The sequence below is a fragment of the Paraburkholderia sp. AV2 genome, assembly GCF_054968425.1.
Window position 1 is genome coordinate 1 of record NZ_JBANLK010000028.1, and the last position, 11,541, is coordinate 11,541.

11 protein-coding genes are annotated in these 11,541 nt (G+C 64.9%); 5 read left to right on the forward strand and 6 right to left on the reverse strand.

Going from position 1 to position 11,541, the window contains the following annotated elements:
• Window positions 1–916, reverse strand: a 916-nt coding sequence (locus V8683_RS19235; RefSeq protein ID WP_462880666.1) for an HD-GYP domain-containing protein, incomplete at its 3' end; no start/stop codon positions are given.
• A 187-nt stretch (window positions 917–1,103) separates the two neighbouring features.
• Here V8683_RS19235 and V8683_RS19240 point away from each other — a divergent pair.
• The 4 genes from V8683_RS19240 to V8683_RS19255 all read left to right on the forward strand — a co-directional run bounded on the left by V8683_RS19240 (window position 1,104) and on the right by V8683_RS19255 (window position 4,667).
• On the forward strand, window positions 1,104–1,697 hold the full coding sequence (locus V8683_RS19240) for a cytochrome b/b6 domain-containing protein (RefSeq protein WP_411191960.1): 594 nt from the start codon (window positions 1,104–1,106) through the stop codon (window positions 1,695–1,697).
• A 2-nt stretch (window positions 1,698–1,699) separates the two neighbouring features.
• On the forward strand, window positions 1,700–2,491 hold the full coding sequence (locus V8683_RS19245) for a molybdopterin-dependent oxidoreductase (RefSeq protein WP_411191959.1): 792 nt from the start codon (window positions 1,700–1,702) through the stop codon (window positions 2,489–2,491).
• 57 nt (window positions 2,492–2,548) lie between these two features.
• On the forward strand, window positions 2,549–3,163 hold the full coding sequence (locus V8683_RS19250; protein ID WP_411191958.1) for a hypothetical protein: 615 nt from the start codon (window positions 2,549–2,551) through the stop codon (window positions 3,161–3,163).
• 655 nt (window positions 3,164–3,818) lie between these two features.
• Complete coding sequence (locus V8683_RS19255) at window positions 3,819–4,667, forward strand: GNAT family N-acetyltransferase (protein ID WP_411191957.1); 849 nt, start codon at window positions 3,819–3,821, stop codon at window positions 4,665–4,667.
• 10 nt (window positions 4,668–4,677) lie between these two features.
• Here the strand turns inward: V8683_RS19255 and V8683_RS19260 are convergent, their stop codons facing one another.
• From V8683_RS19260 to gtdA, 5 genes are all read right to left on the reverse strand, one after another.
• Window positions 4,678–6,051 carry an MFS transporter gene (locus V8683_RS19260; protein ID WP_411191956.1) on the reverse strand — a complete coding sequence of 458 codons (1,374 nt, stop codon included), beginning with the start codon at window positions 6,049–6,051 and terminating at the stop codon, window positions 4,678–4,680.
• 95 nt (window positions 6,052–6,146) lie between these two features.
• Window positions 6,147–7,355: a 3-hydroxybenzoate 6-monooxygenase gene (locus V8683_RS19265; RefSeq protein ID WP_411191955.1), complete on the reverse strand. Its 1,209-nt coding sequence runs from the start codon at window positions 7,353–7,355 to the stop codon at window positions 6,147–6,149.
• A gap of 32 nt (window positions 7,356–7,387) precedes the next feature.
• Window positions 7,388–8,038, reverse strand: a complete 651-nt coding sequence (maiA, locus tag V8683_RS19270) for a maleylacetoacetate isomerase (protein ID WP_411191954.1) — start codon at window positions 8,036–8,038, stop codon at window positions 7,388–7,390.
• Window positions 8,039–8,070: 32 nt separating this feature from the next.
• Window positions 8,071–8,769 carry a fumarylacetoacetate hydrolase family protein gene (locus V8683_RS19275; RefSeq protein WP_411191953.1) on the reverse strand — a complete coding sequence of 233 codons (699 nt, stop codon included), beginning with the start codon at window positions 8,767–8,769 and terminating at the stop codon, window positions 8,071–8,073.
• A 138-nt stretch (window positions 8,770–8,907) separates the two neighbouring features.
• Entirely contained in the window at window positions 8,908–9,969 is a 1,062-nt protein-coding gene (gtdA, locus tag V8683_RS19280; protein ID WP_411191952.1) for a gentisate 1,2-dioxygenase, read from the reverse strand.
• Between the two features lie 157 nt (window positions 9,970–10,126).
• Here gtdA and V8683_RS19285 point away from each other — a divergent pair, with 157 nt between their 5' ends.
• Window positions 10,127–11,077 carry a LysR substrate-binding domain-containing protein gene (locus tag V8683_RS19285; protein ID WP_411191951.1) on the forward strand — a complete coding sequence of 317 codons (951 nt, stop codon included), beginning with the start codon at window positions 10,127–10,129 and terminating at the stop codon, window positions 11,075–11,077.
• The last annotated feature ends 464 nt before the right edge of the window (window positions 11,078–11,541 follow it).

The window sequence follows — 11,541 nt, forward strand, 5'->3', positions numbered from 1 at the left end:
ACGAACGCGAGACAAATACCCCCCGCCCAAACTCAAATAGCCCGAGCCGTAACACCTGGGCGAGAGCTGGGTCATCGCCACCCAGCCGGGCCAGGCATGCGACGGCGGCAGATGCGACTGCCCGCGAATAACCGGTCATCCACGGCAGTTTCAGGTCGATCACATCGGCGATGAGTTCGACGGACGTCGTCTCCTGCATGTGAGGCGTGACGACTGCTTCGGCCAGCGTGGCGGGTTCGAGCAACGCAAGCCTGTCTAGCCAGTCCGTGGCGCGATCTGTGACCAGCATGGCGAGTTCGCGCGGGTAACGCATACCGGACTGCTCCTCGATCAGCGCAAGGGCGCGGGGCAGGCCATAGACGCGGCTGAAGATTTCAAGGTCGCTGGCCAGCGCCACCATGAAGACGGCGCGCGGCACCGACGTGCCGGAGAGTCCGTCGGGAAGGCCGCTGCCGTCCCATGTTTCGAAAATATGGCGTAGCGCGGCTTCGGTTTCGGTGGAGAGCCGCAGTATTCGCGCGACTTCGCCAGACACCTCGCAGTGAATCTGCGCGAGCGGGATCAATGTGTCCCGTACGCCGAGCGGATCGAGCGATTTCGCCCAGCCCTGGCGTTGCGCCAGCATGGCTTCGCGCACGGCCACGTCGTCGCCCAGTGCATCGGAGAATCCAGGTGCATTGGCCGTGCAGCCCGACCAGCGCAGCAATGCAGCTTCCACTGCCGTCGCGATATCCAAGTCGCGTTCGCCGGCTGCGCGGGCCAGTTGCGCGGCAAGCCAGGCCGTACGCAGCGAATGGTCGGTCGGCTGCCCCATGCTGAGATCGCCGACAAAAGCCAGAGCCTTCACCGCGTCGTAAGCCGGCACCAACGCGTGCCTGTCCGGGAAATTTCCGTGTTCGTTCTGCGCTGCATCCATGCATGTCGTCCGTTATTGCAACAGGCAGCGTAGCGCGAGGATCGGACATTTGACCGATACCGCTGCGCGCCTTGGGCTGCGATTCTAACTGTCACGCCGGCCCATGGCAGGGCATGAACCGCGAGGAACCGCCTGCAGAGCAATCAACCGGCCAGGTATTGTAAAACTTCCCTCAGTTGAGGCCACTTTGAGTCACACCACAATCCATCCTGGCTGGGTGCGGGTCTTTCACTGGATCAACGCCGCAACGGTTATTGCCATGTGCCTGAGTGGCTGGCAGGTCTACGACGCGTCGCCAGTCTTCCGCGCGATCCGCTTTCCTGCGTCGATCACGCTCGGTGGCTGGCTGGGTGGCGCACTGCTCTGGCACTTCGCACTCATGTGGGTGCTTGTGGCGAATGTCGTCGTCTATCTCGGGATGGGCCTCATCACGGGCCGGCTGCGGAACAAGCTGCTGCCTGTCGGCGTGCGCGCCATTGCGCGCGACATGCTCGCGGCACTTCAGGGCAAGCTCGGTCACGACGATCTCAGCCAGTACAACACGGTGCAGAAGTTTGCCTATCTCCTGGCGCTTGCCGATCTCGTGCTGCTCGTGCTGTCGGGGCTGGCGATCTGGAAACCGGTGCAATTCCCCGTGCTTGCCGGTGCGCTGGGCGGATTCGACAACGCGCGCGTCGTCCACTTTGTCGCGATGGCGGTCATCGTCGCTTTCCTCGCCGTTCACCTGGCCATGGTCGCACTGGTGCCGCGCTCCCTGCTCGCCATGATCCGAGGCCGATAACCATGCGCTCCCGTCAACCCGTGCGAAAACCCGACCCGATGTCCCGTCCGGACGCAGCGTCGATCATCAGGGACGCGCACCGGGAACTCGAATCGCCGGCGCGGCGCCTGCTCGGCAAGCGCATTCTCACGCTCGGCGGTCTGGTCCTGCTGTCGGGATGCGATCTGACCAGCGACAAGTCGGTCGACGCCATGCTGCGCAAGATGTCGGCGTTCAACGACGACGCACAGGCACTGCTATTCGATCCACGCAAACTGGCGCCGACGTATCCGGAGTCGATGATCGCGCGCCCGTTCCCGTTCAATGCGTTCTACGACATCGACCAGGTGCCGGACGTCGATGCGGGAACCTACCGTCTAGAACTGGGCGGGCTGGTTGGCGGTAAACGCCACTGGACGCTCGACGAGTTGCGGGCGCTCCCCCAGAAGGACCAGATTACCCGGCATATCTGCATCGAAGGCTGGAGTGCGATCGGCAGATGGGGCGGCGTGCGCTTCTCCGATTTCCTCGCGCGCGCCGGCGCCGATACGCGGGCGAAATATGTTGCGCTGCATTGTGCGGACAACTACTGGACCAGCATCGACATGCCGACCGCGCTGCATCCGCAGACGCAGCTCACGCTGACCTACGACGGCAATGTGCTGCCTCCGAAGTACGGTTTCCCGATGAAGCTGCGCATGCCGACGAAGCTCGGCTACAAGAACGCGAAGCATATTGTCGCCATCACGGTGACGAATCAATTTCCCGGCGGTTACTGGGAAAACCAGGGATACAACTGGTTCGGCGGCTCCTGAACCGCCAATGCCGCTCACGACAGAGTCTTTTGACGCAACACACCATACGGAGCATTCATGTCCATTCGATTCAAACTCGCTGTTTCCCTCGTTACGCTGGCTTTTGCCGGTGCCGCTGTCGCGCAATCCCCGGCCGGCAAGCCCGAACGCATTCGTGGCGAGATCGTGTCCGTGTCCGGCGATATCCTGAAGGTGCACCGCCATAGCGGCGACACGGTCACCATTGAGGTCAAGGACTCGGTGAGCGTCAATGCCGTCAAGGCGATCCAGTTATCCGACATCAAGCCCGGGTCCTACGTTGGCACCGCGGCAATGACCGGGGCGGACGGCAAGCTGACGGCGAGGGAAGTGCTGGTCTTCCCGGATGCCGCGCGCGGTACGGGCGAAGGGCATTACGCGTGGGACTTCGGTACGAACAGCACAATGACGAACGCCAATGTCGACAGCGTCGTGCAGGGTACCAGCGGGCGGGACCTCAAGCTGTCTTACAAGGGAGGGAATAACGTCGTCACCGTGCCGGCCAACGTTCCAGTCGTGACGCTGATTCCCGCGACCCGTGCTGATCTGACGGCTGGCAAGGCGGTATTCGTCGTTGCGACGCCAGAGGCGAATGACAGTTACGACGGCCATGTGATTGTGGTCGAAAAGGATGGCGTGGTCCCGCCGATGTAAGCCCGGCCACCGGTATCTGATTGCCACGATTCCCAATGGTGAAATCCGATAACGGATGGCAGCAGGATCGCTACCGCTCGCGTCGTATGCCATTGACAGGCGCGGGCACCATACACCCGGAGCCGCAGTCAGCGAGGTGCGCTCTTCTTTTTTGTCTTCGTCGATCTGCGGGGTGGAGTAGCGCCCTTTGCGGGCACAATTGTCAACGCTCCGTGAGTCGGAGTCGACTGTCAGAAAGTGGCCGGCTGCCGCCCGATGCAGTTGGCCTTACCCGCCTCTTGGCAGCCGTCCGTTTCCCCCCGCCCCCCCACGACTGCTTCTTAACGCCAACAGCCATTTGTCAGTTCGCACAGAAACGACGGTTTCGGCGCGATGAGCCTATTCGGAGGGGCGGAAAGGACCGGCCGCCCCGAGTGCGGGAATGCGTCCAGCACCCCTCCGAGAGAGCCCTGGCCGTTCCTGCGCGGAGTGCGGCAGGGGCCGCCTAAACCATTTCGGACTAGTCCTATGTCTAGCACGCGGCGGGGCTCCTACGCGGACGCAACGCCATCCGTATCGGCCTCGTCTTACCGGCTAAGGGCGGAAGATCCAGGTGATGCGCGGCGAGCGGGCTACAATCGAACGCCCATTTGCATGAGGACGAGGAAGGCGATTCATGAACGACGAGCGACGCTTTGCCGCGCACTTTACCGATAACCTGGGACTCTTTACGGATCTGCTGCTCCTCCGGGAAACGGGAACCGTCAATTCGGAGGGCAACTACGTCGTCGTCCGGACGCCGGACGCCCCGGATTACTTCTTCGGCAACCTGCTTTTCCTGCGGCAGCGGCCAGCGGACAGCGATATCGAGCGCCTCGAACACGACTTCGCGCGCCTGGTCGGGACACCGCCGCGCATCGCGCATCGAACCTTCGTGTGGCCTGAAGCACCCGGAACGCCCGATAGCCCCGTCAGCGCCGACGCATGGGTTCGGCAAGGCTATGACCTGACGGTCTGCCGGGTGCTTGCCGCACATCCGCACGACGTCCGCAACGTTGCGATCAACCCGCGTATCGAGGTGCGCCGACTCGAATCGCAGCGAGACGGGGACGACTGGTCCCGTATGCACTTTGCCGACCTGGCCGATCCGTTTGCCCCCAGCTCGCGGCGCTATATGGCGCATCTGCAGGCGACCTGGCGGCACCTGATCGAGCGCGGCCTGGGAGACTGCTGGGGCGCCTTCGTCGAGGACGAACTGGCGGGCAGCCTCGGCCTGTTCTTTCTCGATGGCCTGGGGCGCTTCCAGTCGGTCACCACCGCGAAGCACCATCGCAACCAGCGTGTCTGCAAGACCCTCGTGAGCGAGGCGATCAGGTTGACCACCGGGCGCGCGGAAAAGCTCGTCATGGTCGCCGACGAAGCGTATTACGCCGGCGCCATCTACGAATCGATCGGGTTTCGGCCGCATGGCCGCGTCGCCAGCCTGTGCCGGGAACCGGCCATCGGCGCGACGCGCCCGGCATGACGCAAGCCGCTCAAACGCCCCGGGTCAACTGCACGGCCTGGCGGCTGCCGTGCAGCACCAGCCCGAACAACGCCATCGCCAACCCGGCCACGACTGCGGGTATCGCAATGCTGACAAAGAGCGCCGGCATCGTCATTCCCGAAGCCAGCATCGCGCCGCCCGCCACGGCGCCCACCACCGAGCCGATTCGCCCGACACCGTTCGCCATGCTCACGCCCGTGGCGCGGCAAGCCGTGGGATAAAACGCGGCGGAGAGCGCATTCGCCCCGACCTGCGAGCCCGACACGCAGAAGCCGGCCCCGCACACCGCCAGCGCCGCGAGCCACGGCGACGCCGTCAGATAGCCGAGGGCCGCGACGAAGAGCCCGGCCGCCGCATAGCTGAGCGCCAGCACATTGCAGGGTTTCAGGCGGTCCATCAGCCAGCCGAGCACGATCGCACCGAGCGTGCCGCCCACCTGGAACATGGCGGTGACGAGAGCCGCCGTGCGTATCGTGGCGCCGCTCGTGTGCAGGAGCGTGGGCAGCCAGCTCGACAACAGGTAGATCACGAGCAGGCTCGTGAAAAACGTCGTCCACAGCAGCAGCGTGCCGCGCCGAAGCTCGGGCGTGAGCAGATCGAGAACGCGCCGCCCGGTCGAGTGCGCTCGAGCGTGAGCATGAGCGCCGCCATCGTCGACCGTGAAGACGGCGCCGTTCAGCGCGGGCTCCGGCGCAATGCGCGCGAGCGTGCGCGCAATCGCGGCCGCCGGCACGCGTGCGTTCACCATGTAGCGCACCGATTCGGGCAGCAGCAACGCGATCGCAATGCCGATCCCGAGCGGCGCGATCCCGCCGGCCAGCAGCACCGAGCGCCAGCCGAAGTTTTCGATGAGCGCCGCCGCCGCGAAACCGCCGAGCGCGGAACCGCAGGTGAAGCCGCAGAACATGGTCGTCACGAGGAACGAACGGCGCGCGGACGGACAGTATTCGGACGTGAGCGTGATCGCGTTCGGCATGGCGCCGCCCAGCCCGAGCCCGGTGAGAAAGCGCAGCGCGATCAGCCATCCCGGCGTGGGCGCGGCGGCCGACACGATGCTCGCCACGCCAAACGCCAGCACGCAGACCAGCAGCAGACGCTTGCGCCCGATCCGGTCGCCGAAAGGACCGAACACGAACGCACCCGCCATCAGACCCGCGAGGCCCGCGCCGAAAATCGGCGCAAGCTGCTTCGGCGACAAGTGCCACCAGGCGTGGATGGCGGGGGCGATGAAACCGATCGCCGCGGTGTCGAAACCGTCGATCGCGACAATCAGAAAGCAAAGGGTAACGATCAGTAGCTGGAATCGCGAAACGCGATGCCGGTCGATGAACGCGGTCACATCGATGGATGCCACGGTGGACATGCCTGTCTCCTGGAAAGGATTGCCGGCATGATCCACGCCCGCCGGGCGCGGCCTGCCGATCTTGTCGTGAATTGAGGAAAGGAAATGCGTGAGCGTCAGGCTTGCGCGTCGGCGAGACAATCCTGCGCCCGCCAGCCGTGCAGCCATTGAAGCGCGTCGTAGAACTGCTCCTGGGTGCGGCCGACCCACAGCGAATTGCGCACGAGCCGGTCGACGCCCTTCGCGTGGTAGATGCGCCCCATCTCCCGCGCCGAGTACAGCACGCGCGCGGTGCGCGGAATGCGCGCGGCCTCGTAGCGCTTGAATGCGGCCTCGAAATCGCCGTCGGCCTCGCGCACGGCAGCGCCCAGCGTGACGGCGTCTTCCAGCGCCTGGCAGGCGCCCTGCGCGATGTATTGCGTCATCGGATGCGCGGCATCGCCGAGTATCGTCGCGCGCCCGAAGCTCCATTGCGCAACCGGATCGCGGTCGGCCGTCGCCCAGCGGCGCCACGAGGTGGGCCGGTCGAGCATCTGGTGCGGCAGCGCGTGAATGCCTTCGAAGTACGAGAGCACTTCCTCCTTGCTGCCGTCGCGCACGCCCCACACCTCCTGCTCGCGGCTGTGGAACGTGACGACGAGGTTGTACTGGCGGCCGCCGCGCAGCGGATAGTGCACGAGGTGGCAATGCGGGCCCGCCCACACGACAGGGGCATTGATCTGCAGGTCCTCCGGCATATTCTCGACATCGACCACGGCGCGATAGACGACATGCCCGGTCACGCACGGTTCGTCGCCGATCAGGGCCGCGCGGATCGCCGACTTCACGCCGTCGCAGCCGATCACCGCGTCGGCCCGGTAATGTTCGCCGTGCTGATCGATGACCGTCACGCCCCGCTCGTCCTGCTCGAATCCGCAGACCTGCGTGTTCGTGCGGAACTGGATGCGCGGGTTGCCCTGCACGGCTTCGAGGATCGACAGGTGAATGTCCGCGCGATGAATCACCGCGTAGGGATTGCCAAAGCGCTCGCGAAAGCGCTCGCCGGTTTCGATGCGGGCGACCGGCTTCGCGTTGGTCGCGTCCATCAAGGAGAGCGAGTCCGTGAAGACCGCGCGATTGCGCGCAGCCTCGCCGGCGCCCAGCGCATCGAGCGCGTTGAACGCGTTGGGGCCCAGCTGGATGCCCGCGCCGATCTCGCCGATCTGGGCGGCCTGTTCGAGCAGCAGCACCTGCACGTTTTCGCGTGCAAGCGCGAGCGCCGCGGCCAGTCCGCCGATGCCGCCGCCGACGACGATTGCGCGGCGCGTTGAAAGGGTTTGTTCCATGTTTGTCTCCTGAAGGGTAGCGGGCGCGGCGCTCAGTCCGTGTAATCGGGTTGTCGCTGCGGCTCGGCGGCGACGAAGGCGGGATGCGCGCTCGCATGCCGGTAGACCGCGAGGCTGCGCGGATACGCGTCCAGTTCGCAGCCCATGCGCAGCGCGTTCGCGATCTGCGGCACGAGACAGCAGTCGGCGAGCGTAGGTTGCGCGCCGAAGCACCACGGGCCTTCGTGCGTCGGTGCGGCACGCTCGAGCAGCCGCTCCACGGCAGCCATGCCTTCGTCCACCCAGTGCCGGTACCATGCGTTCTTCTGCGCGGCCGACACTTTTAGTTCGTCCTGCAGATAACGCAGGATCCGCAGATTGTTGACGGGATGGATATCGCAACCGATCAGGTAAGCAAGCTCCAGCACGCGTGCGCGCGCCTCGGGTTCGGCCGGGATGAGACGCGGCTCGGGATAGCGCGCGTCGAGCCAGTCGATGATCGCGAGCGACTGCCCGAGGTGGAAATCGCCGTCGACGATCGCGGGTACAGACGCCGACGGATTCACGCCCGCCACATACTGCGCGTCGCGATGCGCTCCGACGCGTATGTTCACGCCCTCGTATTCGTACGCCACGCCCTTGAGATTGAGCGCAATGCGCACACGATACGAAGTCGAGCTGTTGAAGAAACTATAGAGTTGCACGATGCCCTTCCTTCGGTCCGAAGCGCGGCGGCTCAGACCACCTTCACGGTCAGTTCGCCAAGGCGCTCGACGCCCACCTTCATCGTCTCGCCGGCCTTCACGGGGCCCACGCCTTCGGGCGTGCCGGTGAAGATCACGTCGCCCGGTTCAAGGCAGAAGAACTTCGACAGATACGCAACGGTCTCGGCCACCGACCAGATGAGGTGCGAGACGTCGCTCTTTTGCTTCGTTTCGCCGTTCACGGTGAGCCACAGTCCGGCCCGGTCGAAGTGACCCACGCGGCTCGCCGGATGAACCGGACCGACCGGCGCGGAAAGATCGAAGGCCTTGCCGATTTCCCACGGGCGACCCATTTCGCGCATCTTCATCTGCAGGTCGCGGCGGGTCATATCGAGGCCCACGGCGTAGCCCCACACGTATTCGAGGGCGTTTTCGAGCGGGATGTCCGCGCCGCTCTTGCCGATCACCGCCACGAGCTCGGCCTCGTAGTGGTAGTTCTGTGTCTGCGCGGGATAGGGCAATTCGAGCGTCTCGCCGTAGGCGACCGGCACGACAGCGTTATCGGGCTTGCAGAAGAAGAACGGCGGCTCGCGGTCCGGATCGAAGCCCATCTCGCGGGCGTGGGCCGCGTAGTTGCGGCCCACGCAGTAGACGCGGCGCACCGCGAACTGGTCGTCGGAGCCTGCCACGGAAAGGGCGACAGGCGCCTCGGGAGGAAATACGAATGCCATGATGTTTGCTCTCTTCAATCGGTGGGACTCGGCCCACTCAGGAATGCTTAGGAACGAAGGAGGCCTGCCCGCACCAGCTTGGCGGCGCGGGTTGCACGTCTCCTGCGGGAAGTTCGGCGACGGCGCCCCGGCGCGTCGTTACTGGCTGCGCTCCTCGCGCAACAGATTCAGTGCGGCCAGCACGGGGCGATCGGAGTAGCTGAAGAGCACCGCGTCGGTCTCCGCTTCGAGCCGTACCGGCAGCCATGAAGGAGCGACGAACACGTCATGCGGCTCGAAGGCCAGCGTGGTGTCGCCGACGTACGCCGTGCCCCGGCCCTCCACCACGCAATACACGGTGGAGTCCGTGCTCCGGTAGGTCTTGCCCTTGAAGCCCTTCGGCAGGAACTGCATGAAGGTCGCCATGGTGGGCATCGGCCAGCCGCCGGTGGTGGGGTTCACGTAGCGCAGCTTCACGCCGTCCCATTCGTCGAGCTCGCCGTGGCGGTAGAGCGTGTCGAGCGCCTCGCGGCTGCGTTCGTACGGATAGCTGAAGATCGGCGAAGTGGGGTCGTGGCTCACGTGGCGCACCGGCATCATGTTGTAGCCGAAGCGTGCGAAGCTGTCGCCCTCGGGCCGCGTGACCGGCTGCACGGCCTCCGGGTAGTTTTCGGCAAACCCGGCATCGAGGTGCGCGAGCAGCGGGATATCGAGGCCGTCGAGCCAGACCACAGGCTCGCCGCCCTCTTCCACGGACGGATTGCCATGATCGTGCCAGGTCCACGAAGGCGTGATGATGAAGTCGCCCGGGTGCATGGTCGTGCGCTCGCCGTTCACCGCGGTCCAGGCGCCCTTGCCTTCCACGATGAAACGCAGCGCCGATTGCGTGTGACGGTGGCTCGGTGCGATTTCGCCCGGCAGGATCAGTTGCAGGCCGCCATACAGGTTCGGCGTGAGGCTCGACTTGCCGGGCAGGCCGGGATTTTCGAGGATCAGCACGCGGCGCACGGCTTCCTCCGCGCTGATCACGCGGCCCGCCTCCATGACCAGCTCGCGCAGCCCGGCGTACTTCCAGATAGCGGGAACGGCCAGCGGCAGGGGCGCCTTCGGCACGAGGCTGTGCAGCGATTCCCAGAGCGGCGCCATGCTATGGCGCGCGATCTGCGCGTAATAAGCCTCGCGGACGGACGCCTGCGCGCTATCGGACAGGGAAGCGGACATGAAAGTCTCCTGATCTGGTCCGTCTCGCGCCATGCGCGAAACGGGCGGTTCGTATCGTTGCTGTGCTGAACGCATTTATAGGCCGACGAGCTATACCCTGTAAAATCATAAATTGTTCTCATGTATATGATTTACGGCATATCTCCAGGAGGTCACCATGACCACGGACTGGACGGACCGCCTGCGGCTGCGGCACCTGCGCATGCTGATTTCGGTCGGTCAGACCGGCAACCTGAGCCAGTCGGCCGAGGCGCTCAACACCACCCAGCCGGCGCTCTCGAAGTGGCTGAAGGACCTGGAAGAGGACGTGGGCCTACCGCTCTTCGAACGGCACGCGCGCGGCCTGCGGCCGACGCCCTACGGCGAGGCGCTGATCGAGCACGCGCGGCGCATCGAGGGGCACCTCGACAGCGCCCGCGACGACATGTCCGCGCTGCGTGACGGCGGCAGCGGGCTGGTGTCGATCGGCACCTCGGGCGTTTCGGCAGCGGACACGGTGCCGCTTGCGGTCGCCCGGCTCGTGGAGCGCATGCCGCGCGCGCAGGTGCGCCTCGTCGAGAGCACCATGAACCAGATGATGCCGCTGCTCGTGCGCGGCGAAATCGACATCGTGGTCGGCCGCGCCGCCAATGCCCAGCTCGATCCCGCGTTGCAGACCGAAACGCTGTACCGCGATCCCGTGAACTTCGTGGTCGGCCTCGGCCATCCGCTGGCCAAACGCCGGTCGGTCGCCTGGGACGACGTGTTCGACTATCGCTGGATCGTCTGGCCGTCGGGCACGCCCATACGAACGGCGCTGGAATCGGCGCTGGCCGCCGCGGGTCGGGCCATGCCGCGCGACTGCGTGGAGTCGAACTCTTCGATGCTGAACGTGACGCTGCTGAACCAGTCGGAACTGATCGGCGCCGCCTCGCATCGCGCGGCGGTACGCTTCGAATGCCTTAACATCTTGCGCGTGCTGGCGATGCCGATGCCGCTCGGCAGCTCCGGCGCGGTGGCGATGTACTGGCGGCCGGACAGCCTCGGCCGCCGCGCCGTCGCACTCACGCTCGATTGTTTGCGCGACGGTGCCCATGCTGCGGTCGATACCGATTCGCAACCTGATTAGATATACTAATCATCAAGATTGGGTAAGCAATTCATGGCGCGTGGGCAGCGCCGGAGAGGCAAAAAAAAACCGTCTCCAAGGAGACGGTCAGGAGATTCTAGCCATTCCGAGGGCCGTGCTAGAACCTGAGAGGACCTCATTATAAGCACAACATGACCCCTGCCAATTCGAATTGTATGCATGGCGAATCAGAATTTTATGGTCATCCTGTGCGAATGCCCGGGCGGGTTTTCAGGCATGGCAACAAGCTGCAAAAGTGCTCTGGCCGCCCCCGTTCTCTGACACGAAAGAGTCAGCAATGTAATGCGAATATCGCATCGGGCACCTGGCACACTAATTAATTTTGAATGATCATGTCGGCATAGGCTGTCGTATCCGGCCTATGCCGCGCGGACGCCCCCTACCCGCACCGAAAACCGGAAGGCAATCGCAAGGCAGCAGACCGATGCGAGGTCTCCAAACGG

Coding starts and splice junctions, on each gene's coding strand:
- V8683_RS19275 (WP_411191953.1), bottom strand. CDS start 8,769: ATGGCATTCGTATTTCCTCCCGAGGCGCCTGTCGCCCTTTCCGTGGCA.
- V8683_RS19255 (WP_411191957.1), top strand. CDS start 3,819: ATGAACGACGAGCGACGCTTTGCCGCGCACTTTACCGATAACCTGGGA.
- V8683_RS19265 (WP_411191955.1), bottom strand. CDS start 7,355: ATGGAACAAACCCTTTCAACGCGCCGCGCAATCGTCGTCGGCGGCGGC.
- gtdA (WP_411191952.1), bottom strand. CDS start 9,969: ATGTCCGCTTCCCTGTCCGATAGCGCGCAGGCGTCCGTCCGCGAGGCT.
- V8683_RS19250 (WP_411191958.1), top strand. CDS start 2,549: ATGTCCATTCGATTCAAACTCGCTGTTTCCCTCGTTACGCTGGCTTTT.
- V8683_RS19285 (WP_411191951.1), top strand. CDS start 10,127: ATGACCACGGACTGGACGGACCGCCTGCGGCTGCGGCACCTGCGCATG.
- V8683_RS19260 (WP_411191956.1), bottom strand. CDS start 6,051: ATGTCCACCGTGGCATCCATCGATGTGACCGCGTTCATCGACCGGCAT.
- V8683_RS19245 (WP_411191959.1), top strand. CDS start 1,700: ATGCGCTCCCGTCAACCCGTGCGAAAACCCGACCCGATGTCCCGTCCG.